The 26,169-nt window shown below is 59.5% G+C and carries 32 protein-coding genes; 12 read left to right on the top strand and 20 right to left on the bottom strand.

From position 1 onward, the window contains the following. The first annotated feature begins 31 nt into the window (after window positions 1–31). Together AC07ZE_RS00280 and AC07ZE_RS00275 are read left to right on the top strand one after the other, a co-directional pair. A complete protein-coding gene (locus AC07ZE_RS00280) occupies window positions 32–454 on the top strand; it encodes a PA0061/PA0062 family lipoprotein (RefSeq protein ID WP_207259937.1) in 423 nt (140 codons plus the stop codon). 40 nt (window positions 455–494) lie between these two features. Then, on the top strand, window positions 495–914 hold the full coding sequence (locus AC07ZE_RS00275; RefSeq protein WP_207259936.1) for a PA0061/PA0062 family lipoprotein: 420 nt from the start codon (window positions 495–497) through the stop codon (window positions 912–914). 6 nt (window positions 915–920) lie between these two features. Here AC07ZE_RS00275 and AC07ZE_RS00270 read toward each other — a convergent pair whose 3' ends face one another. Further along, window positions 921–1,154: a DUF1161 domain-containing protein gene (locus tag AC07ZE_RS00270; RefSeq protein WP_095194445.1), complete on the bottom strand. Its 234-nt coding sequence runs from the start codon at window positions 1,152–1,154 to the stop codon at window positions 921–923. A gap of 180 nt (window positions 1,155–1,334) precedes the next feature. Next, window positions 1,335–1,766 carry an OsmC family protein gene (locus AC07ZE_RS00265; RefSeq protein WP_137805795.1) on the bottom strand — a complete coding sequence of 144 codons (432 nt, stop codon included), beginning with the start codon at window positions 1,764–1,766 and terminating at the stop codon, window positions 1,335–1,337. A 238-nt stretch (window positions 1,767–2,004) separates the two neighbouring features. Here AC07ZE_RS00265 and AC07ZE_RS00260 point away from each other — a divergent pair, with 238 nt between their 5' ends. Then, a complete protein-coding gene (locus AC07ZE_RS00260; RefSeq protein WP_207259935.1) occupies window positions 2,005–3,006 on the top strand; it encodes an LLM class flavin-dependent oxidoreductase in 1,002 nt (333 codons plus the stop codon). A 130-nt stretch (window positions 3,007–3,136) separates the two neighbouring features. Here the strand turns inward: AC07ZE_RS00260 and AC07ZE_RS00255 are convergent, their stop codons facing one another. Together AC07ZE_RS00255 and AC07ZE_RS00250 are read right to left on the bottom strand one after the other, a co-directional pair. Continuing rightward, a complete protein-coding gene (locus AC07ZE_RS00255) occupies window positions 3,137–3,358 on the bottom strand; it encodes a DUF1161 domain-containing protein (protein WP_207259934.1) in 222 nt (73 codons plus the stop codon). A 123-nt stretch (window positions 3,359–3,481) separates the two neighbouring features. Then, entirely contained in the window at window positions 3,482–3,697 is a 216-nt protein-coding gene (locus AC07ZE_RS00250) for a dodecin (protein ID WP_090327193.1), read from the bottom strand. 157 nt (window positions 3,698–3,854) lie between these two features. Here AC07ZE_RS00250 and AC07ZE_RS00245 point away from each other — a divergent pair, with 157 nt between their 5' ends. Further along, on the top strand, window positions 3,855–4,181 hold the full coding sequence (locus AC07ZE_RS00245; protein ID WP_095194441.1) for an ElaB/YgaM/YqjD family protein: 327 nt from the start codon (window positions 3,855–3,857) through the stop codon (window positions 4,179–4,181). Here AC07ZE_RS00245 and AC07ZE_RS00240 read toward each other — a convergent pair. After that, window positions 4,178–5,071 (bottom strand): LysR family transcriptional regulator, encoded by an 894-nt coding sequence (locus AC07ZE_RS00240; RefSeq protein WP_207259932.1) that lies wholly within the window; start codon window positions 5,069–5,071, stop codon window positions 4,178–4,180. The genes AC07ZE_RS00245 and AC07ZE_RS00240 overlap by 4 nt on opposite strands. A 112-nt stretch (window positions 5,072–5,183) precedes the next feature. Here AC07ZE_RS00240 and trpB point away from each other — a divergent pair, with 112 nt between their 5' ends. From trpB to AC07ZE_RS00220, 4 genes are all read left to right on the top strand, one after another. Continuing rightward, on the top strand, window positions 5,184–6,404 hold the full coding sequence (gene trpB / locus AC07ZE_RS00235; protein ID WP_207259930.1) for a tryptophan synthase subunit beta: 1,221 nt from the start codon (window positions 5,184–5,186) through the stop codon (window positions 6,402–6,404). Continuing rightward, complete coding sequence (gene trpA, locus AC07ZE_RS00230; RefSeq protein ID WP_207259928.1) at window positions 6,404–7,216, top strand: tryptophan synthase subunit alpha; 813 nt, start codon at window positions 6,404–6,406, stop codon at window positions 7,214–7,216. Before trpB ends, trpA begins: the two co-directional genes overlap by 1 nt. A gap of 121 nt (window positions 7,217–7,337) precedes the next feature. Beyond that, window positions 7,338–7,784, top strand: coding sequence for an anti-virulence regulator CigR family protein (locus tag AC07ZE_RS00225; RefSeq protein WP_207259927.1), 447 nt, complete (start codon window positions 7,338–7,340; stop codon window positions 7,782–7,784). Between the two features lie 192 nt (window positions 7,785–7,976). Then, window positions 7,977–8,360, top strand: a complete 384-nt coding sequence (locus AC07ZE_RS00220) for a helicase (protein WP_207259924.1) — start codon at window positions 7,977–7,979, stop codon at window positions 8,358–8,360. Between the two features lie 34 nt (window positions 8,361–8,394). Here the strand turns inward: AC07ZE_RS00220 and AC07ZE_RS00215 are convergent, their stop codons facing one another. From AC07ZE_RS00215 to exbB, 8 genes are all read right to left on the bottom strand, one after another. Continuing rightward, window positions 8,395–9,153 (bottom strand): Fic/DOC family protein, encoded by a 759-nt coding sequence (locus AC07ZE_RS00215; protein WP_207259923.1) that lies wholly within the window; start codon window positions 9,151–9,153, stop codon window positions 8,395–8,397. Then, window positions 9,150–9,407 (bottom strand): hypothetical protein, encoded by a 258-nt coding sequence (locus AC07ZE_RS00210; protein ID WP_207259919.1) that lies wholly within the window; start codon window positions 9,405–9,407, stop codon window positions 9,150–9,152. The genes AC07ZE_RS00215 and AC07ZE_RS00210 overlap by 4 nt, the downstream gene beginning before the upstream one ends. A gap of 223 nt (window positions 9,408–9,630) precedes the next feature. Continuing rightward, the gene (locus AC07ZE_RS00205; RefSeq protein WP_207259917.1) at window positions 9,631–11,031 is read right to left on the bottom strand and encodes an aminoacyl-tRNA deacylase and HDOD domain-containing protein; all 1,401 of its coding nucleotides are present in this window, start codon (window positions 11,029–11,031) and stop codon (window positions 9,631–9,633) included. Between the two features lie 78 nt (window positions 11,032–11,109). After that, entirely contained in the window at window positions 11,110–13,185 is a 2,076-nt protein-coding gene (recG, locus tag AC07ZE_RS00200; RefSeq protein ID WP_207259915.1) for an ATP-dependent DNA helicase RecG, read from the bottom strand. Between the two features lie 9 nt (window positions 13,186–13,194). Further along, window positions 13,195–14,124, bottom strand: coding sequence for a hydrogen peroxide-inducible genes activator (locus AC07ZE_RS00195; protein ID WP_175387272.1), 930 nt, complete (start codon window positions 14,122–14,124; stop codon window positions 13,195–13,197). 266 nt (window positions 14,125–14,390) lie between these two features. After that, window positions 14,391–15,140, bottom strand: coding sequence for a TonB family protein (locus tag AC07ZE_RS00190; RefSeq protein WP_207259909.1), 750 nt, complete (start codon window positions 15,138–15,140; stop codon window positions 14,391–14,393). Then, window positions 15,137–15,565 (bottom strand): TonB system transport protein ExbD, encoded by a 429-nt coding sequence (gene exbD, locus AC07ZE_RS00185; RefSeq protein WP_102673741.1) that lies wholly within the window; start codon window positions 15,563–15,565, stop codon window positions 15,137–15,139. The genes AC07ZE_RS00190 and exbD overlap by 4 nt, the downstream gene beginning before the upstream one ends. A 6-nt stretch (window positions 15,566–15,571) precedes the next feature. Then, window positions 15,572–16,546: a tonB-system energizer ExbB gene (gene exbB, locus AC07ZE_RS00180; protein WP_207259908.1), complete on the bottom strand. Its 975-nt coding sequence runs from the start codon at window positions 16,544–16,546 to the stop codon at window positions 15,572–15,574. 188 nt (window positions 16,547–16,734) lie between these two features. Between exbB and AC07ZE_RS00175 the strand changes: the two genes are divergently transcribed. Next, window positions 16,735–17,592 (top strand): NAD-dependent epimerase/dehydratase family protein, encoded by an 858-nt coding sequence (locus AC07ZE_RS00175; protein ID WP_207259905.1) that lies wholly within the window; start codon window positions 16,735–16,737, stop codon window positions 17,590–17,592. Window positions 17,593–17,732: 140 nt separating this feature from the next. Here the strand turns inward: AC07ZE_RS00175 and AC07ZE_RS00170 are convergent, their stop codons facing one another. From AC07ZE_RS00170 to AC07ZE_RS00145, 6 genes are all read right to left on the bottom strand, one after another. Further along, window positions 17,733–18,473: a hypothetical protein gene (locus AC07ZE_RS00170; protein WP_207259904.1), complete on the bottom strand. Its 741-nt coding sequence runs from the start codon at window positions 18,471–18,473 to the stop codon at window positions 17,733–17,735. A 67-nt stretch (window positions 18,474–18,540) separates the two neighbouring features. Continuing rightward, window positions 18,541–18,921, bottom strand: a complete 381-nt coding sequence (locus AC07ZE_RS00165) for a RidA family protein (RefSeq protein ID WP_003229509.1) — start codon at window positions 18,919–18,921, stop codon at window positions 18,541–18,543. 27 nt (window positions 18,922–18,948) lie between these two features. Beyond that, window positions 18,949–21,054 (bottom strand): bifunctional GTP diphosphokinase/guanosine-3',5'-bis pyrophosphate 3'-pyrophosphohydrolase, encoded by a 2,106-nt coding sequence (gene spoT / locus AC07ZE_RS00160; protein WP_095194428.1) that lies wholly within the window; start codon window positions 21,052–21,054, stop codon window positions 18,949–18,951. Between the two features lie 57 nt (window positions 21,055–21,111). Then, window positions 21,112–21,375: a DNA-directed RNA polymerase subunit omega gene (gene rpoZ, locus AC07ZE_RS00155; protein ID WP_007921129.1), complete on the bottom strand. Its 264-nt coding sequence runs from the start codon at window positions 21,373–21,375 to the stop codon at window positions 21,112–21,114. A 167-nt stretch (window positions 21,376–21,542) separates the two neighbouring features. Next, complete coding sequence (gene gmk / locus AC07ZE_RS00150; protein WP_207259903.1) at window positions 21,543–22,163, bottom strand: guanylate kinase; 621 nt, start codon at window positions 22,161–22,163, stop codon at window positions 21,543–21,545. Window positions 22,164–22,175: 12 nt separating this feature from the next. Further along, a complete protein-coding gene (locus tag AC07ZE_RS00145; RefSeq protein WP_207259902.1) occupies window positions 22,176–23,039 on the bottom strand; it encodes a YicC/YloC family endoribonuclease in 864 nt (287 codons plus the stop codon). Window positions 23,040–23,305: 266 nt separating this feature from the next. On the opposite strand from AC07ZE_RS00145, the gene rph reads away from it, so the two are divergent. Both rph and AC07ZE_RS00135 read left to right on the top strand, forming a co-directional pair. Continuing rightward, a complete protein-coding gene (gene rph, locus AC07ZE_RS00140; RefSeq protein WP_047535109.1) occupies window positions 23,306–24,028 on the top strand; it encodes a ribonuclease PH in 723 nt (240 codons plus the stop codon). A gap of 28 nt (window positions 24,029–24,056) precedes the next feature. Beyond that, on the top strand, window positions 24,057–24,425 hold the full coding sequence (locus tag AC07ZE_RS00135) for a DUF4870 domain-containing protein (protein WP_207259900.1): 369 nt from the start codon (window positions 24,057–24,059) through the stop codon (window positions 24,423–24,425). 169 nt (window positions 24,426–24,594) lie between these two features. Here the strand turns inward: AC07ZE_RS00135 and crc are convergent, their stop codons facing one another. Beyond that, window positions 24,595–25,374: a catabolite repression control protein Crc gene (gene crc / locus AC07ZE_RS00130; RefSeq protein WP_053163881.1), complete on the bottom strand. Its 780-nt coding sequence runs from the start codon at window positions 25,372–25,374 to the stop codon at window positions 24,595–24,597. 82 nt (window positions 25,375–25,456) lie between these two features. Here crc and pyrE point away from each other — a divergent pair, with 82 nt between their 5' ends. Beyond that, the gene (pyrE, locus tag AC07ZE_RS00125) at window positions 25,457–26,101 is read left to right on the top strand and encodes an orotate phosphoribosyltransferase (RefSeq protein ID WP_150734013.1); all 645 of its coding nucleotides are present in this window, start codon (window positions 25,457–25,459) and stop codon (window positions 26,099–26,101) included. Window positions 26,102–26,169: the final 68 nt, after the last annotated feature.

The following is a 26,169-nucleotide window of genomic DNA, read 5'->3' as shown; positions in this document are numbered from 1 at the left end:
CAAGACTATCCCGCTTGACTGGAGCTCCGCTATGCGCAAATTGATGCTGATGGGAGGCCTGCTGATGCTGGCCGGTTGTGCTGGATTCGGATTACCTCGCCATGATCCGAGCCAAGCGTGGATCGAGCTCGAATCGCATCAGGAGGACACTGCCCTGCAGGCGCTGGAAGTGGACAACAAGGCCGCCACCGACAAACGCTATTTCGAGGTGCAGCCCGGCAGTCATGAACTGACGGTGCGCTACCTGTTTCCGGTCCAGCCCACCAACATTGGTCCCGATGCCGAGCCGCTGTGGCGCGATTGTCAGATGAATGTGAAATACAGCGGTTTCAACGCCGGGGAGCGCTATCAGTTGCAAGCGGGGAATATCGGATTCAGGCCATGGGCCAAGCTTTACGATCAGCAGCGAAAAGTGATTGGTCAGGGCACACCGGCAGGCTGTCAACGCACCTGATCGGCGCTATTCTGAATATCCAGTATTCAGGACATTTATCATGCGCAGGTTGATGCTATTGCTCGCTGCGAGTGCCATTGCCGGCTGTTCGGCCCCGATGCCGGCGGCCAACCCGCAAATGGCGTGGGTCGACTTCTCTACGCCATTTCCCAACGATAAATTGCTGATGGCCGAGCGACTGGACGGTCAGCGATTGCGCGACGGGCGTTTTTTCCAGCTGACGCCCGGTAGCCACGAATTGACTGTGCGCTTCGATTTTGAAGTGCCTGGTGGCGGTTCGGACTTGGTCGACGGAGGCACGGAACGGTTGTGCTACATGATCATCAAGTATGATCATTTCGAAGCCGGCCAGCGTTATCTGCTGCAAGCCCGCTCCATGGCGTTTACCCCCGAAGCTCGTTTGTATAACGCCAACCGCGAAATTGTTGCCGAAGAACGCCAGATCAACTGTGTTCCATAAGGCTCATCAACGGTCGTTCTTCTGGTAGATGATTTTTTTGGTGCCGTTTTCGCACGAGCCCACGACCATGTTCTGATCGTGCACTTCGTCGTTGGTGACAATCTCCAGGGTATAGGATGTCACTCCGCGAGCCTGGATCTTGGCTTCGATTTCGGCCTTGAGTTCTTCACAGGGTTTCGGCGCCGCCAGGGCCGAAGTGGCCAGTGCGCAACAGATAACCGTCAAGGCAAAACGTTTCATGGTTGAAGCTCCCTTGAAGCAGCGCGCAGGATTCTGCGTTTGGGCTGCTGTCATTTATTCGACCACAGTTTTATGAGCCCTGTTTTGTTTCAAGGCAAAAAAGATCGCAGCCTGCGGCACCTTCAGGTTCACTTAAAGCCAGTAGAAGCTGCCGAGGCTGCGATCTTTTCATTTCAGCGCTTAGTTGATCAATGTCGCATCCAGGCTGATTTTCGCGTTCAGCACTTTGGAGACCGGGCAGCCCTCTTTGGCCTTGTTGCTCAGTTCCTCGAATTGCGCCTGGCTGGCGCCGGGGATTTTTGCCTTGAGGATCAGTTTCACCGCCGTGATCGCAAAACCGCCCTCTACCTGGTCCAGGGTCACTTCAGCATGGGTATCGATACTGTCGGCCTTGAGGCCAGCGTCGCCGAGGATCATGGAGAAGGCCATGGAGAAACACCCGGCGTGGGCCGCGCCGATCAGTTCTTCTGGATTGGTGCCCTTGCCGCCTTCGAAGCGTGCTTTGAAGCCGTAAGGCGCTTCCCGGAGCACGCCGGTTTCCGTGGAAATCGAGCCGATGCCGGTTTTCAGATCACCTTCCCAGTGGGCCGATGCTTTCTTGATGATAGCCATGCCAGTCTCCTCAAGGTCCGGCGCGCAAGATCGCGCCTGTGTGGTTTCGGTTGGTAGGGTTCTGAGGATAGACCGTAAGGCAAAGTTCACTTGATTCGATTTGGGGCGCTTTTTTGTAGGAATTTTCCCTGAGCTATTGAAACTCGGGTATATGCCCTCATTGCATGAAACACGCTTTGGATTCGGCAGGTTTTCGTTCGCGAGAAAAACCTGCGTCCTCAATTGGAGAAGCAGGTTCATGAAACGACTGTCCGATATCAAGTTTTCGACCCTCGATCTGGTACCCGTGCGGGAAAACGGCAGCGCGGCCCAGTCGCTGCGCAATTCGCTGGACCTGGCACAGCACGTCGAAAAATTCGGCTACCACCGGTTTTGGGTCGCCGAACACCACAACATGGACGGCATTGCCAGTTCCGCGACTTCGGTGCTGCTGGGCTACCTGGCGGGGGGCACGTCGACCATTCGCGTGGGTTCCGGTGGGGTGATGCTGCCCAACCATGCGCCTTTGGTGATTGCCGAACAGTTTGGCACCCTTGAGAGTCTGTATCCGGGCCGCATCGACCTGGGACTGGGTCGTGCCCCCGGTTCCGATCAAATGACGGCCCGCGCCCTGCGTCGCGAGCGTTCCGGCAGCGCGGACGACTTCCCGGAAGATGTGGCGGAACTGGTGCGTTATCTTGGACCGCGCACGCCGGACCAGCGCGTCATCGCGATGCCGGGTACCGGTACGAATGTGCCGATCTGGCTGCTGGGCTCAAGCCTGTTCAGTGCACAACTGGCGGGCGAGCGCGGTTTGCCCTACGCCTTCGCTTCACATTTCGCACCGCGCTTCATGCATGAAGCGATTCGCGTCTACCGTAATCACTTCAAGCCTTCGGCGGTGCTGGACAAACCCTACGTGATGCTCGGTGTGCCATTGGTGGCCGCTGACACCGACGAACAAGCCGACTATCTGGCCACCTCGGTGTTTCAGCGCATCCTCGCGCTCATGCGCGGCCAGAGCCTGGTGCAGCGTCCACCGGTCAAAACCATGGATGGGCTGTGGTTGCCCCATGAGAGAGAGGCGGTTATGGATTTCCTGGGGTTGGCCATGATTGGCAGCCCGCAGAAAGTCCGCGCCAAGCTGGACGTGTTGGTTGAGCAGACCCAGGCCGATGAACTGATTTTTACCTGCGACCTGTATGAACATGCCGATCGTTTGCATTCCTATGAATTGCTGGCCCAGGTCATGAAGGGCTGAGATTTAGCAGATCGACAGTAGGAGCGAGCTTGCTCGCGATGGTCTTTAACGATTACGCGTGTTTACCGGTTAAACGCGGCGCTCTTGAATCCATCGCGAGCAAGCTCGCTCCTGCAAAGGTGAGCCTGGCTTATCGCTTGTAGACGATTTCCTTGGTGCCCTTTTCACAGGTGCCGACGACTTTTCCGCCAGAGGCGGTACCTTTATCGACAATTTCCAGCGAATAACCGGAAACGCCCTTGGCATCAAGTTTTGCCGCGATCTCGGCTTTCAGTTCTTCGCAGGATTTGACGTCAGCCAAGGCTGCCCCCGCCAGACTCAACAAACCTGCCGCCAAAATAAACTTCTTCATCAGTCGCATTCTCTGGTCGGATCAAAAGGGAACACCCAGCCTTTGGCCAGATTGAGTTATATAGCGCCTTGCCATTCCCTATGGCACTCGGCCAGCGCGCAAGTTCAGAAGGTTAGACCAACGTCAGCTGCTGGCAATCCTGAACCCGACCTTGAGCGTTACCTGGAAATGCGCAGCCTTGCCGTCCTTGATATGCCCGCGGGTTTCAGTCACTTCAAACCATTCCATGTACTTGAGACTTTTGCTGGCTTCGGCCAGTGCGTTGTTGATCGCGTCTTCGATGCTGCTTGTGGACGAGCCAACCAACTCGACTTTTTTGTAGGTGTGATGATCAGACATGGCGTTCTCCTTAGGGTGTGAAATACAGCCTAGCAGTGATTTTCGGTCTTACTTCTGTCGGTCGGACTGATATGTAAGTTCACATTTACTGCACTTTCTCGGCCCCCCGAAGTCCCAACCAACACACGCCACTCATCAACAATGCAGGAGAGCCACCATGGCCAATAGCTCGTTACGTAAAGCCTCATTGCAAAGCATGGAAGCGGAGATCGAGAGTCTGCTCAAATCCCTGGAAAACCTTAAGGACGACGCCTCGGACGAGTCGCGTAAAACCCTCAAGGTGCTCAAGGGCAACGCCGAGAACGCGCTGAGACATTCGCGCCATCTGCTCTCTGATGCCTATGAAGAGGTCAAAGTGAAAACCCGGGAAACCGGAATTGCCACTCGGGATTACGCCCAGGAGCATCCCTGGACGACAGCCGGTGTTGCCGTAGGCGCATTGGGCCTGCTGGCGGCCTACCTGCTGTTCAAACGCGGTGACTAATTCGTCTGGTGCAACTCGTTCTTGAGCCATTGCGCCAGCTGCCGGGCGCGCCCGTCTGCGGCGCGCTTGGGCAGCCACAGCGCCAGTTGCGCCGGGGTTTCACTGAAGCCCCAAGGTGCGACCAGTCGACCGGCCTTCAAGTCTTCGGCCACCAGCGGTTGAGGGGCGATCGCCACGCCCAGCCCGGCCACCGCCGCTTCCAGCAAATAATACAAATGCTCGAAACCCTGACCGTACTTCAATGCTTTGGCGTCGAGGCCACTTTGCTGCGCCCAACTGGGCCAGGCTTGTGGGCGCGAGGTAGTGTGCAGTACGGATTCATTGATCAGGGCTGAGGCCGGTGCGGTTTTAAGCCTGTCGTATCCGACGAACCGGGGGCTCATCACCGGGCCGATGCGTTCACTGGCAAGCTCGAACACCTGCATATCCGCCGGCCAGGGTGGCTCGGCAAACACCAGCAAGGCATCCAGGCCTGGTCGGCGAGGATCAAGATCCCCTTCACCGGCCGACAGGTGCAAGCGCAGATCTGGCAAGTCGGCATTCAACCGTCCCAGGCGCGGAATAAACCAGCGTGCGAGCAGGCTGCCCGAGCAGCCGAGCACAAATGGCGCATCGGCGGTGCTTTGGGTGAGTTCAGCGCACACCGTGCGCAGGCGCTCGAAGGCTTCAGCGCTGGCATCGCGTAAACGCATGCCGGCATCTGTGAGTTTCAGGCCACGCCCCTCCTTGGTGAACAAGCTGACCCCGAGGTGTTCTTCGAGTACTTTCAGTTGGCGGCTGACCGCGCCGTGAGTGACGTGCAACTGTTCCGCAGCCTGACTGACGCTGTTGAGGCGGGCGGTGGCTTCGAAGGCGCGCAAAGCATTTAAGGGGGGCAGGTCGTGGCTCATGGTATGTGTGAGTTTTTCTGACAGGTTGCAGCGATCTTATCGGTTTTCAGGCCTTCGCGGCAGGGGTAGAGTGAAGCCCACTGTCTCTTCACGCATTCAACTGGAGCGCCCCATGACCCAGACTAATCTGCGCAACGGCCCTGACGTCAACGGCCTGTTCGGCGCGTTCGGCGGCCGTTATGTCGCTGAAACCCTGATGCCGCTGATCCTCGATCTGGCCCGTGAATACGAAGCGGCCAAGGAAGATCCTGCATTCAAGGAAGAATTGGCCTACTTCCAGCGCGACTACGTCGGTCGTCCAAGCCCACTCTACTTCGCCGAACGCCTGACCGAGTTCTGCGGTGGCGCCAAGATCTATCTCAAGCGTGAAGAGCTGAACCACACCGGCGCGCACAAGATCAACAACTGCATCGGCCAGATCCTGCTGGCGCGGCGCATGGGCAAGAAACGCATCATCGCCGAGACCGGCGCCGGCATGCACGGGGTGGCGACCGCTACCGTGGCCGCGCGTTTTGGCTTGGACTGCGTGATCTACATGGGCACCACTGACATTGAGCGTCAGCAGGCCAACGTCTTCCGCATGAAATTGCTGGGCGCCGAAGTGATCCCGGTCGTGGCCGGCACTGGCACCCTGAAGGACGCGATGAACGAAGCGCTGCGTGACTGGGTAACCAACGTCGACAGCACCTTCTACCTGATCGGTACCGTAGCCGGTCCGCACCCTTATCCAGCAATGGTCCGCGACTTCCAGGCCGTTATCGGCAAGGAAACCCGCGACCAGCTGCAAGCCCAGGAAGGCCGCCTGCCGGACAGCCTGGTGGCGTGCATCGGTGGCGGCTCCAACGCTATGGGGCTGTTCCACCCGTTCCTCGACGATAAGAGTGTCGAAATCATCGGTGTTGAGGCGGCCGGCTACGGCATCGAAACCGGCAAACATGCGGCCAGCCTGAATGGCGGCGTTCCGGGTGTGTTGCACGGCAACCGTACCTTCCTGTTGCAGGATGACGATGGCCAGATCATCGACGCCCATTCTATCTCCGCAGGCCTGGACTACCCGGGCATCGGTCCGGAACACGCCTGGTTGCATGACATCGGCCGTGTTCAGTACACCTCGGTGACGGACGACGAAGCACTCGCCGCTTTCCACCAATGCTGCCGCCTGGAAGGGATTATTCCTGCACTGGAAAGCGCCCATGCCCTGGCCGAAGTGTTCAAGCGCGCACCGAAGCTGCCGAAAGACCACCTGATGGTGGTCAACCTGTCGGGTCGCGGGGACAAAGACATGCAGACCGTGATGCACCACATGGAACAATCAAAGCAGGAGAAACACTGATGAGCCGCCTGCAAACGCGCTTTGCCGAACTCAAGGAACAGAACCGCGCCGCTCTGGTGACCTTCGTCACCGCCGGCGATCCGGGCTACGACACTTCCCTGGCGATCCTCAAAGGCTTGCCGGCCGCTGGCGCCGACGTGATCGAACTGGGCATGCCCTTCACCGATCCGATGGCCGACGGCCCGGCGATCCAGCTTGCCAACATCCGCGCCCTGGCCGCCAGGCAGAACCTGGCAAAAACCCTGGAAATGGTTCGTGAGTTCCGCAAGGACAACAACGAAACGCCGCTGGTGTTGATGGGTTACTTCAACCCGATCCACAAGTACGGCGTACCGCGCTTCATCGCCGAAGCCAAAGAGGCCGGTGTCGATGGCCTGATCGTGGTCGACATGCCGCCCGAGCATAACGGCGAACTGTGCGATCCGGCCCAGGCAGCCGGTCTGGACTTCATCCGTCTGACCACGCCAACCACCGACGACGTGCGTCTGCCAACGGTTTTGAACGGCAGCTCCGGGTTTGTGTATTACGTATCCGTTGCCGGTGTGACCGGTGCCGGCGCGGCGACACTGGAGCACGTCGAAGAGGCAGTCGCTCGCCTGCGTCGCCATACCGATCTGCCGATCAGCATCGGTTTCGGCATTCGTACGCCGGAGCAAGCGGCGTCTATCGCGCGTCTGGCAGACGGCGTGGTGGTGGGTTCGGCACTGATCGATCACATCGCCAATGCCTCGACGCCGGATCAGGCGATCGATGGCGTACTGAGCCTGTGCTCGGCATTGGCCGACGGCGTACGTAAGGCTCGCGTCAGCTGAAGGTAAAGTTCCTGATACAGAGGAATTAGAGCCTCCGGACACAGACTAACCAGCAAGACCGAGGGCTTCAGGACTACGTTCTGAAGCCCTTTTTGTTGCGTGTGTTGTGAGGAAAGATCCAATGAAAATGCCGAAACGTCTGATTGCCAGCCTGGGCGTGCTGATGCTCAGCGCAACCCCATTGCAGCATGCCAGCGCCGATCAACACGACGATCACGACCGTGGCGGCCCGCAGCAGGGCCATTACGACAATCGCGGTGACGATCACCGTGGCGGACAGGACAACCGTCGTGGCGGACCTCCGCCCAGGGACTTCGGCCCAGTGCGCCAGACCATTCACGACAACCACGGCTATTTCGTGCGCGGCGCGCCGCCACCACCGGGTATTCATTTGGAGCGTGGTCGGCCGTTGCCCCATGGCTACTATGGTGAGCGCCTGGATAACCGCGCACTGGGGCGGCTGCCTTACTACCCTGGCTACGAATGGCGCCGTGCGGGTGGCGATATTGTGCTGATCGCAGTGGGGAGCGGGATTGTTTATGAAGTGTTGGAAGGGGTTTTGTACTAGGTAGGAAGATGGCTCACAAGATGCGTTCGCATGCCCCAATACGGTAGTGACCTGTGGGAGGGCGAAACTGTGACTTGGTGGTCATCATGCGAGAAATAGGGCTGATCTTCTTCTAACGCAACTCGATGGTGGCGTTCTTTATCCAAATCGCTACACTGCGCCAGCCGTTCATTTTCTTTTTGAGGCTTGCGCATGAAATTTCGTTTTCTGCTGTGGATGCTGGGTTTGTTGATGGGCAAGGCCAGTCGGAGCAATCCGGCGTTTCAGCAGCAATTGGGTGACAAGGAACTGGTGTTTCAGCTGCAGACCCTGGACGGGAAAGTGGCGCGGCATTTTCGGGTGAAGGACCAGCGCATCACCAGCAAGGCTGGGGTGTATGCCGAGCCGGCGTTCGCCATTGCCTTCAAGGATGCCGGGTATGGCTTCGCCACGATGCAGGCGAAGAACAAGCAACTGGCGTTCATGACGGGGATTCAGGACAAGTCGATTCAGATCAAGGGCAACCCGGCGCTGGTGATCTGGTTTCAGGGGTTGACCAAGTATTTGAAGCCGAAGAAGGCCAAGCCAAAGGCGTGAGGTTTTTCAGGTCATCCGCGAGGCGTTCGCCGCTTCAGTTATCGGACTCAGGAGGGTTGTCGAGAGCTTGCGACCTGTATGTCTTGTAGATCTGCTGGACTTCCGGGTTGTCCAGGCTCTCGTATGTGATGCCTTCCTTGTCCAGACCATCCAGGCCTCTGATGCCGCTGATGGTCTCCGGCCACTGGTCGCGACTGGAGATGTCGATGATGAAAGGTTTCAGGTAGTTGTCGAGATTCCCCTCGCGGGGCTCACGGATCTCATCGCTTAATGCCCTCAGGTAGTCATCCTTGTTCGTCCTTGACCAGTCGATGGCGAACTTGGCGCGATAGCAGAGTTCCATGAAGACCAAGAGGATTGTGCGCCCGTTGCCGTCCAGGAAGGGGTGTGCGAAAGCCAGTTGGCCCATCACACGGCCAGGGTGGTCTTTGAAGGACTTCTTGTCTGCGGCCAGCTCAAGTGCATAGTCGACAGACATTTTGATGAAGTGCGGGTGCTCGAAAACGGTGTTTCGAGGATCGTCGTGTGAGCCCTTGAAGACTGCCAGGTGAGGTACAAGCTCGTTTCGGTCTTTTCCTGCCCAGTGATAAAAGCCGGAGAACAGGATTTCATGGACTTTGAGGACTGCCTTGTAGTCGATTGGCTTCTTTTTAGCCAAATAGGCAAGCGCATCTTCGATGCTCAATTCGAACGAAAGATGCTCTGATTCTTTTACTTCAGTGGGGTCTTTCAGTTGCAGCGAATTTTGGAGATATCCAGCAGCTTCGAAGTCGCCGAACGGATCAAAAGTCATGCGCTACGTTTCTTCGAACGCCTTTCCTGAAGGTAGCGTCCTTGGAGTGCCAGGGTCTCGGATTTGCTCAAGACGCCTTTTTTCTTGAGATTGACGAGCAATTGCTCGACGCCATCCAACTCAACGACATCGCCGGCCATGCGGGTAATGAGCACTGCCATACGGCTCATGCCGTCGGGATCGGCAGTGACCATGTGATCTTTGGCTAGCTTGCGGACCTGATTTGCAACACTGCCAGTCGCTGTTTGGGTCATCGGGAAAGCCCTCTATGTGCAGTCAAATCATAGCAGGGCGCTAGTTTTTTGTCCGCGTTGGCTGGTGATGTGATTCGAGGGCTGACCAAGTATTTGAAGCCGAAGAAGGCCAAGCCAAAGGCCTGAGGCGGTCAGTTAGACCGAGGCGGATTCATCGCGGGCAAGACTTGCTCCTACAGGGAATATCTGACCTCTGTGGGAGCGAGCCTGCTCGCGAATACTTTTAAGCCTGGCTGAACTGCGAAGCCAGTTCGCGCAGCAGCACTTCGGCTTCGAGGACTTTGCTGACGACGTCTTCGGCTTTGGCGCGGCTCAGGCCAAGGCGTTCGAGCAGGGCGTCGGGGATGTCTTCGTCGGGGCCGGAACCGATGCCACGGCTGCGCAGCAGGCGCACGGCCAGGCACACCAGGTTCGGGTACTCGGCGTAGGCGCCGTCGTAGGCCGGGTCGTGCTGGAAGCGCAGCGCGGTGGCCAGTTCATCGGGCATGTCCCAGTAGCGCATCAGCCATGCACCGATCTGCTCGCGGCTGATGCCCAGCAGGTGTTGCTCGATGTAGCTGTGGCACAGGTGCGGGTTGACCTCCAGGTGGCGGCAGATCAGCGAGAAGTGCGGCGGGAACACGTGGGCCAGCAGCAGGTAGCCGAAGTTGTGCAACAGGCCAGCCAGATAGGTCAGGCCGGCTTCCGGGCGCTGGGCGCGTGGCATGGCGCGGGTCAGGCCTTCGATGACGGCCGCGGTGTAGATCGATTGCTGCCAGTACGGTGTGCTCTGTTGCGGGTGGTCTTTGGGCAGGCTCAGGGTTTTACCAAGAGCCAGGCCCAGTGCCAGATTGATCACCAGATCGAAACCCAGCACTCGCACAATGGCGTCTTCCACCGAGCGAATCTTGCCCGGCGAGGCGTAATACGGGGATGCTGCCCAACTCACCACTTGCGCGGCCAGGGCCGGGTCGGTTTCGACCACGCCGGTGATATCGTCGATGGTGGCGTTGGGGTCGACGCGCAGCTTGATGATCTTCTGCGCGGTTTCGGCCAGCGGCGGAATTTCGATGGTTGCTTCCAGGCGTTGCTGGATGCGCCGCGCGGTGAATGCCTGAACCGCCTGGGTGATTTCCTCGCGGTCATCATCGGGGCGGTCGAGGTTCGGGCGAATGCTGCTCAGCGCTTCGCCGAAGTTGGCGGCGCTGGCCTTGTTCAGCATGGATTTGAACGCTTCGCTGGTGATTTCCAGCAGGACGCCGGGCTCACCCGAATTGACCAGTACCGTCGGCTCGCGCAGCAGGCTTTCGTCATACAGGCACGGCGAACTGGTGAGGGCTGGCAGGCCTGGCAGCAGGCTCAGGCTGTGTTTGCCGAGCATCTTTACCAGGCGTTCGGTCGGTACGGCGGTGAGGCGGCGGCCAGTGAGTTCGGTGAGGCGGTTGAGATCGAGCAACTGGCTCTGCGGGAACAGCACCATTAGCGCGCCAATGGCGTCATCGAGCAGCACAGCCTGGACTTTTCTGGCGGGGTTCAAACCGTGATGATCGAGGACTTCCTCGTAAGCAATGCCCAGTTTGCCCAGCAGCAGCCGAATAACCGACGGAGCGTGCGGGGAGGCAGGTGCGAGGGCAACTTCGGTCATGGTCTGTATCCGGACTAAAACAATTGCAGGAGTATAACCAGCTTGCTCAAACCCATCCTCCAGAAACTGCGACGGTGCTCACACTTGGCCGTATTGCTGCCCGTGACGCAACCAGCGGTCGAGTAACGGGCTGACGTGGTCCGGCCAGCGCTCCAGCAAGGCCTGAGCGGCATCGCGCACGGCGGGCAACAGATCGGCATCGCGCATCAGGTCGGCGACCTTGAACTGGAGCAGGCCGGTCTGCCGTGTGCCGAGCATTTCGCCGGGGCCACGCAGTTCGAGGTCTTTTTCGGCGATGACAAAGCCGTCGTTGGTTTCGCGCATGATGCCCAGGCGCTGACGACCGATCTGCGACAACGGCGGATGGTAGAGCAGTACGCAATGGCTGACGGCGCTGCCCCGGCCGACGCGCCCACGCAATTGGTGCAGTTGCGCCAGGCCCAGGCGTTCGGGGTTTTCGATGATCATAAGGCTGGCGTTGGGCACGTCCACGCCGACTTCGATTACCGTGGTAGCCACCAACAGTTGCAAGTTGCCGGCCTTGAACTCGGCCATCACTGCGGCTTTTTCGGCAGGCTTCATGCGGCCATGGATCAGCCCCACTTTCAGCTCGCCGAGTGCAGCGGTCAGGTCTTCATAGGTGGTTTCGGCGGCCTGGCAGGTCAGTTCTTCCGATTCTTCGATCAGTGTGCAGACCCAATAGGCCTGACGCCCTTCGGCACAGGCGCTGCGTACCCGTTCGATGACTTCGACGCGTCGGGTGTCGGTGATCAGTACGGTATTGACCGGGGTCCGGCCGGGCGGCAATTCGTCGAGGATCGAGGTGTCGAGGTCGGCGTAGGCGCTCATGGCCAATGTGCGCGGGATCGGAGTGGCGGTCATGATCAGCTGGTGCGGACACATGCGGCCGCCGACGCCCTTCTGTCGCAAGGCCAATCGCTGCTGCACGCCGAAGCGGTGCTGCTCGTCGATAATCACCAGGGCCAGGTTCTTGAACTGCACTTCGTCCTGGAACAGCGCGTGGGTGCCGACCACCATCGGTGCGCCGTTGGCGATCTGCTCAAGCGCGGTCACGCGGTTCTTGCCCTTGAGTTTGCCGGCCAGCCACGCAATCTCGATGCCCAGCGGTTCGAGCCAGCGTTTGAAGGTGATGAAGTGCTGCTCGGCGAGAATTTCAGTAGGCGCCATCAGCGCCACTTGATAGCCGGCTTCCAGGGCCTGCAGCGCGGCGAGGGCGGCCACCACGGTTTTACCCGCGCCAACGTCGCCCTGAATCAGCCGCAGCATGGGTTCGCGCTGACTCAGGTCATAAGCGATTTCGTTACCGACCCGTTGCTGGGCGCCGGTGGGGTTGAACCCGAGGTTGGCCAGGTATTGGGCCGGTAGATGCGTGGCCTTGGGCATGGCCGGCGCGCGCAGCGAGCGCATGCTTTCGCGCAGCCGCTGCTGGGACAGCTGATGGGTCAGCAGCTCCTCGAAGGCCAGGCGATGCTGCGCCCAGTGATGGCCGAGGGCGAGTTCGTCGACATCGGCATCGGCCGGTGGGTGGTGCAGGTAGCGGATCGCGTCGGCCAGTGGCGCCAGTTGGTAATCACGGGCCAGTTCGGTCGGCAGCCAGTCGGGCAGGCTGGTAGGTCCGAGTAACGTCAGGGTTTGCATGCACAATTGGCGCAGGCGCTGTTGCGTCAGGCCTTCGGTGAGCGGGTACACCGGTGTCAGGGTTTCATCCACCGGCGGTGGTTCGTCGCCAGTTATGGCACGGTATTCCGGGTGGTAGATTTCCAGTCCCGACGCGCCGGGTCGCGCTTCGCCGTAACAGCGAATCCGTGTGCCACGCTTGAGACCTTCCTTCTGTGCGTTGCTGAAATGGTAGAAGCGCAGACTGAGTCCGCCGGTGCCATCCTGCAGGCGCACCACCAAACTGCGGCGACGCCCCATGACCACATCGGCACCGCTGACAGTGCCTTCGATCACGGCATCTTGCCCGGGGCGCAGCGCGCCGATCGGGACCACACGAGTGCGGTCCTGATATCGCAGCGGCAGGTGAAACAACACGTCCTGGAGATTTTCCAGGCCAACCTTGGCCAGTTTCTCGGCCATGGCTTCACCGACACCCTTGAGTGCCGTCACCGACACTTGCGACAACTCGGTCATGACGCTTGCTTAGCCCGCCACCACCTGCGCGGACGGCTTGGCCACCGAGCACAGGCGAATGGAGTCGGCGAGGATTTCGATTGCCTTGGGTCGCGGGAAGCTTGCGCGCCAGGCGATAGCCACGGTGCGGTAGGGCGTCGGAGCTGATAGTGGCCGGACTTCGATCACCCCCGGGGCGTAGTGATGACTATCGACCGCCGACAGTGGCAGGATCGAAACGCCGAGGCCGGACGCGACCATGTGGCGGATGGTTTCCAGCGAGCTGGACTCCACCGTGGTGTGCTTGGCGCCGTCGTTGCCTTTGGTCAGGGTAGGGCAGGCTTCGAGTACCTGGTCGCGGAAGCAGTGACCTTCGCCGAGCAGCAGCAGGCTCTTGTCGTTGAGCAAGCTGGCGTCGATGGATTCCTTTTGCGTCCACGGATGCTGGGCCGGCATCAGCACGTAGAACGGCTCATCGTAAAGCTGCAGGGTCAGCACGTCGGCTTCGTTGAACGGCAGGGCAATGATGATCGCGTCGAGCTCACCGTTGCGCAGCTTATCGCGCAGCACATGGGTGAAGTTTTCTTCGATGTACAACGGCATCTGCGGAGCGACCCGGTGCAGTTGCGGAATCAGGTGTGGAAACAGGTACGGGCCGACGGTATAGATCGCGCCAACTTTCAGCGGCGCAGTCAGCTGGTTCTTGCCGGCTTGGGCCAGTTCGCGAATGCCTTGGGCCTGTTCCAGAACTTTTTGGGCCTGGGCCACAATCCCTTCACCCACAGGAGTCAGGCGCACGGCACTTTTACTGCGCTCGAAAATCAGCACACCGAGTTCGTCTTCAAGCTTTTTCACACCCACCGACAGAGTCGGCTGGCTGACGTGGCAACGCTCGGCCGCATGGCCGAAGTGCTGCTCTTGGGCGAGGGTAACGATGTAGCGTAATTCTGTGAGAGTCATAGCAAGCGTCCATGAAGATGCGGGCCAAGCATACCGCCTGCAATCGATAGACGCACGTTATCAGAAGGCAGGTGTCGAGTGACACTGGGCAATATGGGTTTGGCGCTGGCAGATATGCAAAAGGCACCTATCGGTGCCTTTTCAGCCGTGACTGAAGCCTATGTGGGAGCGAGCCTGCTCGCGAAAGCGGTTTGACGTCCAGCAAAGATATTCAATGTGCCGGCCTCTTCGCGAGCAGGCTCGCTCCCACTTTGGTTGGGTGATGATTACCGCCGGCGGTTTTCCAGCGAATAAACAAACGGTGCAACAATTTCAATGGAGCCGTTGTTCAGCATGTCGGCCGGGGGTTTTGGCAGAGGCTGAGCACGGCGAATCATGTCCAGGGTTGCCCGGTCCAGATCGGCAGTGCCGGAGCTACCCACCAGTTCAAACGACAACACGTTGCCTTCGGCATCCACGACGAAACGCAGACGGTTCATGCCTTGCTTGCCCCGTGCCTGTGCGCTGGCCGGGTACTTTTTGTACTTGGCCAGATGCGCGAGCAGGGTGCCTTGCCAGCTGGCCTTGGCCGCCACTTGAGCGGCCGATGGACCAGGCGCAGGCTGAGCGGATTTCTCGGTCGGCGCTGGAGTCGGCGGTGCTTCGCTCGGTTTTGCCTCGGACGGTTTTTCCTTCGGCGGCTCGGGCTTTTTCTCCACGGGCTTGGGCGGTTGAGGTTTCGGCTTGGGCTTGACCGGTTTCGGCACCGCGATCTCGGCCTTTGGCGCTTCGGCGAGCTTCGGTATCGGCAGTTCTTCAACCGGAGCCGGTGGCTGCGGTGGTGTGACGACCTTTGGCGGTGCAGGCGGTGGCGGGGCTGGAATCGGTGCCAGCTCGACCATCATTGCCTGGGGCGGCAATTCGATGGGCGGGTGGGCCGTCCAGTTCACGGCCAGCGCAATGGCCAGCGCGTGAACACCCAGCACCACAGCCAGGCTACCGCTGTAGCGCGTCAGCTTATGGCGCGTCGTGATCATTTCTTGACTGCCGTCTCGAGTCCAACCAGGCCGACCTTCAGGTAACCGGCCGAGCGCAGGTTGTCCATCACGCTCATCAGGTCGCCATAATCCACGCCTTTATCGGCCTGGAAGAAGATCGTCGTGTCTTTCTTGCCCTGGGTCCTGGCGTCGAGCGTGGCGCCGAGTGCTTCGGCCTTCACTTCGTCTTCGCCCAGGAACAGGCGTTGGTCAGCCTTGACGCTGAGGAACACCGGCTTCTCTGGCCGCGGTGCCGGTTTGGCAGTGGACGCAGGCAGGTCGACCTTGATGTCCACGGTGGCCAGCGGGGCCGCCACCATGAAAATGATCAACAGCACCAGCATCACGTCGATGAATGGCGTGACGTTGATTTCATGATTTTCGGACAGATCGTCGTCCGCCCCTTCTTTCAAATGCAGGCCCATGGCCGATTACCCCACTTTCACCATGTGCGGATGCGAGCTGCGCTCAGGCTGGTGATCGAGGTCGCGGCTGACCAGCAGCAGGACTTCTGCCGAAGCGTCGGACACCTGCGCCTTGTAACCGGCGATGGAGCGGGCAAACACGTTGTAGATCACCACCGCAGGAATCGCCGCGACCAGGCCCAGGGCAGTCGCCAGCAGGGCTTCGGCGATACCGGGGGCCACGACGGCGAGGTTGGTGGTCTGGGTTTTGGCGATGCCGATGAAACTGTTCATGATGCCCCACACGGTACCGAACAGGCCGACGAACGGTGCGGTGGAACCGATGGTGGCGAGCACGCCGGTGCCGCTGCTCATGTTGCGACCGCAGGCGGCCACCAGGCGCTCAAGGCGGAAGCTGACGCGTTCCTTGATGCCTTCTTTTTCGCGGCTGCTGACGGACAAATGCATCTCTTCCAGGGCGTCATGCACCAAGAGATTGGCCACGGTGCCTGGTTTGGTTGCCGAGGCGGCGGCTTCCTTGAGCGTGGCGGCTTTCTTCAGGTGTACGATTTCGTTGCGCAGACGACGCTTGGCGCCCATCAGCTCGAAGCCTTTGGCAATCCAGATGGTCCAGGTGATGATCGAGGCGATCGCCAGGCCGATCATCACGATCTTCACGATGATGTCGGCGTTCTGGTACATGCCCCACGGCGACAGGTCATGAGCCATGCCCAGGCTATTGTTGGCTTCGAGGACTTCAGGAACGTCTTCGCCGAGCGCTTCTTGAGCAGGTGCTGCCTGGGCCGGGTCGGTTGCGGCAGGAGCAGCAGCGGGGACGGCGTGGTCAGCCGGGGCCGCTGCAGTAGCGGCCGGGGTGGCGGGTGTTTGTGCGTCAGCGAATGCCGCGGTCGGTGCCAGCATCAGGCTGAGCAGCAGGGCGGCCACCGCGCTCCAGGCGCGAGGTCGTTTGGTTGGCGAAGCGGGGATTTGATTGCATGTCATGCTGGCCGGACCTGAGATAGAAAAACGATGATGCTCTTCCAGGCCTCGTAAGGCCGAGAACAAAAGTGGTGCGTATTATTGCAAGTAATTCTTGTTAACAGAAGTAATAGAGTATCTTTTTTTCCTGTATTACTAGCCGCTCGTCCATTGCCGGCGCTAGTCTGTCCGTTTCCAAGGGGAGTTTTCTGATGTCCGCGCCTTCTGTTTTGATCGCCGGTTGCGGTGATGTCGGCAGCCGTCTGGCCACGCAATTGTTGACCGCCGGTTGGGAGGTTCATGGCCTGCGGCGCGACATCTCGCGTCTGCCCCAAGGGGTGGTTGGCGTTGCCGGCGACTTGTTCAACAAGGAATGTCCGGCGACCTGGCCGATTGGTGCGGTGGATTACCTGGTGTACTGCGCGGCCGCCACTGATCACGATGAGACCGGTTACCGCGCCGCTTACATTCAAGGCTTGAAGCATGTGCTCGAGTGGCTGGACGACTACGGGCAGGTGCCCAATCGCCTGCTGTTCGTTTCCAGTAGCAGCGTTTACGGTCAGCAAGAGGGCGAGTGGATTGACGAGAAGTCGCCAGCGGTAGCGGCTGGCTATTCAGGGCGCGTGATGCTCGAAGCCGAGCAGATTGCCCTTAATAGCGGCATCCCGGCGAGTATCGTGCGTTTGACCGGTATTTATGGTCCGGGCCGTGAGTCATTCCTGACCCAGGTGCGCCGTGGTTATCGCGTGGCGGTCGATCCGCCTTTGTACGCCAATCGGATTCATGCCGACGACGCCGCCGGGTTGATGGCGTGCCTGCTTGAGGCGGATCGGCGTGGCGTGGCGCTGGATGATGTGTACATCGGTGTCGATGACGCACCGGCAGCGCTGGCTGATGTGGTGGGCTGGTTGCGTGAGTATCTGGGCGTGACCGAATGGGCGGATGACGCCACTGTGCGCCGCACCGGGAGCAAGCGCTGCAGTAATGCGCGGGCGAAGGCGTTGGGGTGGGAGCCGAAGTACCCGAGCTTTCGCGAGGGTTATGCCGCGATCCTCGAAGGGCGCTGCTGAATTCCAGTCACCACAAACCAAATGTGGGAGCGGGCTTGCTCGCGAAGGCGGTGTATCAGTCGACATCAACGTTGAATGATAAATAGCTTTCGCGAGCAAGCCCGCTCCCACATGGGACCTTCTTTGCAGTTAGACCCGGGTTATTGTTTTTCCAGCAACCACTTGCGATCACCCGGCGTGAACTGAGGCTGTTCGTCCGCCTGTGCGGTATTCACGGCCTGGAAGATTTCCAGCTCCTTGCCTTTGCGTGCAAAGATCCATGGATTTCCCTGGCCATTGAGTTGCAGCCACATGTTGTCGTTGCCGCCACTCATCGAGGCGCAATCACCGGCCAGGCACAACGCATAACGATCAGCGCCCTGGAGGCCGGTCACTTGACCGTCAGCCTGAAACTGAACAGTGTTGCCTTCGCCGGGGCCGCTGATGACTTTCCAGCTCCCGCCCATGTAGGCCGAATACAACGCGCGTTCGAAACTGGCGCCAATCGGCGCGCCATCCGGCACCGGGATCAATGCGCGGTCGAAGACCTGTGCGGGTTCGTTCTCGGTCGCGGCCTGGCTCAGTTGTTTGCCGTCGCGCTTCAGTTCACTGCCGGAACTGCCGTAAAAGTCGATTTTCCAGGCGCCGGACTCTTCGCCCAGCAGCTTGCCGTCGACATTTTCAAAACCATTGGTGTAACGGGCCTGACCGGCCTTGGTGTTGACGTCCCATTCCAGGTTCGGACCATAGGCCTGAAGCGCTTCGCGCAGGGGGACGCCCTTGGATGCAGCATCAATCGCCACCTGATTGATCCAGGTGCCGCTGATATCTCGGTCGGCAGGGTCGCTGGCACAACCGCCCAGAAGCAGGGCGAGCAGCGAGAGAGCAAGCGCTTTGCGCATGGTGGAATCCTTTCAAGCTTTCTTTACAGCAGAGCAGTCGGCGCAGCCTGAGGCTGCGCCGGACGCATTACTCGATGACCAGGATGGCATCCATTTCAACCTGCGAACCCTTTGGCAGGGCCGCTACGCCAATGGCGGCGCGAGCTGGGTAAGGCTGGTCGAAGTACTTGCCCATGATCTCGTTGACCTTGGCGAAGTGGCTCAGGTCGGTGAGGAAGATGTTCAGTTTGACGATGTCCTTGAACGAACCGCCGGCGGCTTCAGCCACGGCTTTGAGGTTCTCGAAGACCTGGACGGTCTGGGCTTCGAAGCCTTCAACCAGTTCCATGGTTTTTGGGTCCAGAGGAATTTGACCCGACATGTAAACGGTGTTGCCAGCCTTGATCGCCTGGGAGTAAGTACCGATGGCGGCCGGGGCCTTGTCGCTGGTGATAACAGTCTTGGTCATGAATGACTCCTTGTAATTGATGGATGGCTACGCGCGCATGCGGGTGATGCGGATCACCCCGGTCAGGGCGCGCAGTTTCTTGATCACGCGGGCCAGGTGCACACGGTCGTGTACGCTGACCACCAGTTGGACCACGCTGATGCGACCATCGCGTTCGTCCATGCTGATTTTTTCGATGTTGCCGTCGGCTGCGTTGACGCTGCTGGCCAGCAAGGCGATCAGGCCACGCTGGTGCTCCAGCTCGACGCGCAGTTCGACATTGAATTCACCGGTGACATCCTTGGCCCATGAGAGCTGAATGCATTTTTCCGGGTTATGGCGGATTTCGCTGATGTTGCGGCAGTTGTCCAGGTGCACGACCATGCCTTTGCCGGCGGACAGGTGGCCGACGATCGGATCGCCCGGGATCGGTGTACAGCACTTGGCGTAGCTGAGAACCAGACCTTCGGTGCCGCGAATCGCCAGCGGACCTTCCGGGCTTGGCAACTGTTCGCCCTCGCCGAGCAACCGGCGCGCCACCACATAGGCCATGCGATTGCCCAAGCCGATGTCTTCGAGCAGGTCTTCGATCAGTTCGAGGCGATACTCGGTGAGCATGGCCTTGACGCGCTCAGCCTGGATTTTCTCCAGCGAGCTGTCGAAACCATTGAGGACTTTGTTCAGCAGGCGCTCACCCAGGCTGATGGACTCGGAACGGCGTTGCAGTTTCAGCGCATGGCGGATGTGCGTACGTGCCTTGCCGGTGACCACGAAGTTGAGCCAGGCCGGGTTCGGACGCGCACCGGGGGCGCTGACGATTTCGACGGTGGAGCCGCTTTGCAGCGGTTCGGACAGCGGCGCGAGACGCCGATTGATCCGACAGGCAATACAGCTGTTGCCCACGTCGGTGTGTACCGCGTAAGCGAAGTCGACCGCCGTGGAGCCCTTGGGCAACTCCATGATCCGGCCCTTTGGCGTGAACACATAGACCTCGTCCGGGAACAGGTCGATCTTCACGCTTTCGATGAATTCCAGCGAGTTGCCGGCGCGCTGCTGCATCTCCAGCACGCCCTTGACCCACTGGCGGGCACGGGCGTGAGTGCCTTTTGGCTGCTCGTCGCCACTGGATTTGTACAGCCAATGGGCGGCGATGCCGTTGTTGGCCATCTCTTCCATTTCACGGGTACGGATCTGGATCTCGATCGGAACACCGTGCATGCCGAACAGCGTGGTGTGCAGCGATTGATAGCCGTTGGCCTTGGGGATCGCGATGTAATCCTTGAAGCGGCCCGGCAACGGTTTGTACAAATTATGAACAGCACCCAGCACGCGGTAGCAGGTATCGACCTTGTCGACGATGATCCGGAACGCATAGACGTCCATGATCTCGTTGAAGGCCCGACGCTTGCCGCGCATTTTCTTGTAGATGCCGTAGAGGTGCTTCTGACGACCGCTGACCTCGCCCTGAATGCCATCGATGGCCAGGCAGTGACTGAGGGACTCTTCGATCTTGTTGACGATTTCCTTGCGGTTGCCCCGGGCGCGTTTGACCGCCTGGTAGATCCGCGCGGAACGCATCGGGTGCATGGCCTTGAAGCCGAGGTCTTCGAACTCTATGCGGATGGCGTGCATGCCCAGCCGATTGGCGATAGGCGCATAGATTTCCAGGGTTTCCTTGGCGATGCGCCGACGTTTTTCGCCGGACAACACTTCCAGCGTGCGCATGTTGTGCAGCCGATCGGCCAGCTTGACCAGGATCACGCGAATGTCGCGGGCCATGGCCATGGCCATTTTCTGGAAGTTCTCGGCCTGGGCCTCGGCCTTGGTCTCGAAGTTCATCTGGGTCAGTTTGCTGACCCCATCGACCAGTTCGGCCACGGTTTCGCCGAATTGCGCTTGCAGCGCTTCCTTGGCAATACCGGTATCTTCGATCACGTCATGCAGCATGGCTGCCATCAGGCTCTGATGGTCCATATGCATGTCGGCAAGAATATTCGCCACCGCGAGCGGGTGCGTGACGTACGCCTCACCGCTACGGCGGCGTTGGCCGTCGTGGGCTTGTTCGGCGTAAAAATACGCTCGGCGGACCAGGTTGACCTGGTCATTGCCGAGGTAGGTCGATAAGCGATCGGCGAGGGCGTCTATGCTCGGCATGATATCTCCTGCCGAAAGCTCTGTTCCCGCGCCGTGCTACGTCGACCAGGCATAGGCTTAGACGGCCTCGTTGGACTCGTCCTCGAATGCAGCAAAAAGCGGTTCATCTTCAACGATTTCGGCTTCGGCGATAGCTGCGTAGTCGATCAGGCCTTCAGCGATTTCACGCAGGGCGACGACGGTAGGCTTGTCGTTTTCCCATGCTACTTTCGGCTCTTTGCCGCCGGTGGCCAGTTGACGGGCACGCTTGGTAGAGAGCATGACCAGCTCAAAGCGGTTATCCACGTGTTCTAGGCAGTCTTCAACGGTTACGCGGGCCATGGTCTTCCTCGTAGCAAATGCAATATGCGCGCTGCCCGGATGGGCGAGCGGACTCAACAGTTTAAAAAATCACCAGCGATTAGGGAAGCGCTGATTTTTTGATCAAGCTCTTCAACGCGCTGCAAGTGCCAATGTAAAGCCCTTGCAGCAGTTTTGGGAAGAGTGGATTAGCCCAGCAATTCAGCCAGCAGTTTGCCGAAACGTTGCTGTTGGCGTTTCTGTTGCAGCTGATTGGCGCGGAAAATCGCCTTCAGATCGTGCAGGGCGTGGGCGAAATCGTCATTGATGATCAGGTAGTCGTAGTCGACGTAGTGGCTCATTTCACTGACGGCTTCGCGCATGCGACCGTCGATGATCTCGTCGCTGTCCTGGCCACGATTGGTCAGGCGCTGGTGCAAGGCCTGAAGTGACGGCGGCAGGATAAAGATCGAGCGGGCCTGAGGCATCAGTTTGCGCACCTGCTCGGCACCCTGCCAGTCGATTTCCAGAATCAGGTCATGACCTTCATCCAGCGTTTGCTGCAGATGGCTTTGCGAGGTGCCGTAGAGATTGCCGAATACTTCGGCGCGCTCAAGGAAATCCCCGTGTTCGATCATCTTCACGAATTCGCTGCGTTCGACGAAGTGATAGTTCACGCCGTCCACTTCACCGGGGCGCATGGCGCGGGTGGTGTGGGAAACGGAAACGCGGATCTCCGGTTCGGCATCGGTCAGGGCCTTGACCAGGCTGCTCTTGCCCGCGCCCGATGGGGCGGAAATGATGTACAGGGTGCCGGTGCTGTGGGTCATGTCGGGTATGCCTTACTCAATATTCTGCACTTGTTCGCGCATCTGCTCGATCAACACCTTGAGGTTGACCGCCGCTTGGGTACTGCGCGGGTCGAAGGCTTTGGAGCCCAGTGTATTGGCTTCGCGGTTGAGCTCCTGCATCAGGAAGTCCAGGCGCCGTCCGGCAGCACCGCCGGATTTGAGGACCCGGCGAACTTCGATGATGTGAGTGCTCAGGCGATCCAGTTCTTCGGCGACGTCGCTTTTTTGCGCGAGCATGACCATTTCCTGCTCCAGGCGCTGCGGGTCCATCTCGGCCTTCATGTCGGCAAAGCGGTCGAGTACTTTCTGGCGCTGGGTGGCGAGCATCTGCGGAACCAGTTCGCGCAGGATCACCACGTCTTCTTCAATGGACGTCAGGCGATCATTGATCAATCGCGCCAGCTCCGCGCCTTCGCGCTCGCGGCCGGCCTTGAGCTCTTTCAGGCCCTGGTTGAACAGTGCCAGTGCTTCGGCGTTCAGCGCTTGCGGGTCGGTCGCGTCGCCCACCAATACGCCGGGCCAGGCCAACACTTCGAGTGGGTTCAGCGCTGCCGGGTTTTTGATCAGGCTGGCGACGGTCTCGGCGGCCGCAACCAGTTGTGCGGCGCGTGCCTGGTCCACTTGCAGTGGTTTGCCGGTGTTTTCTTCGGTGAAGCGCAGGGTGCATTCGAGCTTGCCCCGGGACACACCCTGGCGCAGCGCCTCGCGGACAGCGCCTTCGAGGTCGCGAAAGGACTCCGGCAAACGCAGGTGGGGTTCCAGGTAGCGACTGTTGACCGAGCGCAGTTCCCAGCTCAGGGTGCCCTGGACGCCGGCTTTCTCGACGCGGGCGAAGGCGGTCATGCTGTGCACCATGGAGGTACCTCGCAATGCAGATCGGCCCGGAACGACGTTCCGGCAACCCGATATCAATGAATTTAAGCCGACTGGCAGCAAAGGCGCAGGATTGTAGCGCAGTGCGGCGGATGCGCCCAAACACACGGTGTCACAAAGGACTGCAGGCCGTCGGCGACGGGCTATCCAGAGCCTTCAGTCGTCGGAGGATTTTTTTAGAAGTGCCCAGTCGTGGCTGGCAGCTCTATAATGCTCCGCAGTTTTCCGTCCCCGTACAGGTATCCCTTATGAAACGTCCAAGTGGTCGCGCTGCCGATCAGCTCCGCTCGATCCGCATTACCCGCAACTACACCAAACACGCCGAGGGATCCGTACTGGTCGAGTTCGGTGATACCAAAGTCATCTGCACCGTCAGTGTCGAAAACGGCGTGCCGCGTTTCCTCAAGGGGCAGGGCCAGGGTTGGTTGACCGCCGAGTACGGCATGCTGCCGCGCGCCACCGGTGAGCGTAACCAGCGTGAAGCGAGCCGCGGCAAGCAAGGCGGCCGTACCCTGGAGATCCAGCGTCTGATCGGTCGCTCCCTGCGTGCTGCACTGGACATGTCCAAGCTGGGCGACGTGACCCTGTACGTCGATTGCGACGTGATCCAGGCCGACGGCGGTACTCGTACCGCTTCCATCACCGGTGCCATGGTTGCTCTGGTCGATGCCTTGAAAGTGATCAAGAAGCGTGGCGGCCTCAAAGGCGGCGACCCGCTCAAGCAAATGATCGGTGCCGTTTCGGTCGGCATGTACCAGGGCGAGCCAGTGCTCGACCTCGACTATCTGGAAGACTCGGCTGCCGAGACCGACCTGAACGTCGTGATGACCAGCACCGGTGGTTTCATTGAAGTACAGGGCACTGCCGAAGGCGCGCCGTTCCAGCCTGAAGAGCTGAATGCCATGCTGGAACTGGCCAAGAAAGGCATGAACGAAATTTTCGATCTGCAAAAGGCTGCACTGGCTGACTGATCGGAATACCGCAGGCAAGGAGGGCGTCATGAGTGATGAGCAACAGCTGCTTCCCACCCCGAGCAAAGAGGTTCGGCAGTGGGCGATGTTTTGTCACTTGTCCGCCTTGCTGGGAATCTGGATCCCGTTCGGCACGCTGATCGGCCCGTTGATTCTGTGGCAGATGAAGCGCGAGATGGATCCGTTCATCGATGCTCAAGGCAAGGAGGCGCTGAACTTTCAGATCACCGTCGCCATTGCCTCGGCCATCTGCTTCCTGCTGATGGTGGTGATTATCGGGTTCTTTATGTTCGGGTTGGTGGCGATCGGTGCGCTGGTATTGACCATCATCGGTGGCGTGAAAGCCAATGAAGGGGTGCCTTACCGTTACCCGTTCACTTGGCGATTGATCAAATAACGATCAGCGAGGTTCTCTTTGTGGGAGCGAGCCTGCTCGCGAAGAGGTCGTCACAGTCAACACTGATGTGACGGATAGACCGCTTTCGCGAGCAGGCTCGCTCCCACAGAAAGCAAACCAGCGCGCACAAAAAAGCCGACATCGCTGTCGGCTTTTTTGCATCTGACGCTTAGATGGTCAGCGTCCAGTCGTAGTCCACGATCAGCGGCGCGTGTTGCGAGAACCGCGGCTGACGTGGCAGGCGTGCACTGCGCACGAAGCGGCGCAGGCCCGGGGTCAGCAGCTGATAGTCGAAGCGCCAGCCGAGGTTGAGCATTTCGGCCTGTTCGTTATCGGGCCACCAGCTGTACTGGTCGCCTTCACGGCTGACTTCGCGCAGGGCATCAACATAACCCATGTTGCCGACAATCTCGTCCATCCAGGCACGTTCAGGTGCCAAGAAGCCCGGGGATTGCTGGCTGTCGCGCCAGTTCTTGATGTCCAGCTTCTGTTGCGCCACGTACAGCGAGCCACAATAAATGTACTCGCGGCGTTTGCGCCGTTGCTTGTCCAGGTACTTGGCGAAGTCGTCCATGAGCTTGAACTTCTGGTTCAAGTCCTCATCGCCGTTCATACCCGACGGAAGCAACAAGGTTGCAATACTGACTTTGTCGAAATCGGCTTGCAGGTAGCGCCCGTAGCGGTCGGCCGTCTCGAAACCGAGACCGCTGATGACAGCCTTCGGTTGCAACCGCGAGTACAAAGCCACACCACCTTGGGCGGGAACTTCGGCGTCGCAGGCATAAAGGAAGTATCCATCCAGTTGGAAGGCTGGATCGTCCAGTTCAAAGGCGGAGGCACGGGTGTCCTGCAGGCAGATGACGTCGGCATTCTGTGCTTGCAGCCAACTGAGCAAACCCCGCTCGACTGCAGCCTGAATACCATTGACGTTCACACTGATGATCCGCATAAATGGCCCCAAAAATCGCGTGCGTGTATGATACACGGCGTCAAGCTAATTAGCTAAATCCGTGGTATTTGGGGTTTTTTTCATGCAAGCGTATCAGCGCGATTTCATTCGTTTTGCCATCGATCGCGGCGTTTTGCGCTTCGGTGAGTTCACCCTGAAGTCCGGGCGCACCAGTCCTTACTTCTTCAACGCGGGCCTGTTCAACTCGGGTTCGGCCTTGGCGCAGCTGGGTCGTTTCTACGCCGCAGCCATTGTCGAAAGCGGCATTTCCTTCGACGTGCTGTTCGGTCCGGCCTACAAGGGCATCCCTCTGGCGGCAACCACTGCCGTGGCGTTGGCCGAGCATCACAACCGTGACCTGCCATGGTGCTTCAACCGCAAGGAAGCCAAGGCTCATGGCGAAGGCGGCAGCCTGGTTGGCGCACCACTGACTGGCGAGGTGCTGATCATCGACGACGTGATCACCGCGGGCACCGCGATCCGTGAAGTGATGCAGATCATCGCTTCCCAGGACGGCGCCAAGGCTGCCGGCGTATTGATCGCCCTGAACCGTCAAGAGCGTGGCAACGGTGAGTTGTCAGCGATCCAGGAAGTGGAGCGCGACTTCGGGATTCCGGTGATCAGCATTGTTTCGCTGAATCAGGTGCTGGAATTCCTGGCTGACGATCCGCAGCTCAAGCAGCATTTGCCGGCCGTCGAAGCGTACCGCGCCCAGTTCGGCGTTTAACCACAGTTCCCTTGTGGGGGGCTTTTGTGGCGAGGGAGCAAGCTATCTCGCCACAATGGGCAATGCCA

The sequence above is a fragment of the Pseudomonas sp. GW101-3H06 genome, from assembly GCF_059424605.1.
Note: the sequence above shows the minus strand (reverse complement) of the source record. Positions and strands in the feature narration are given on the sequence as shown.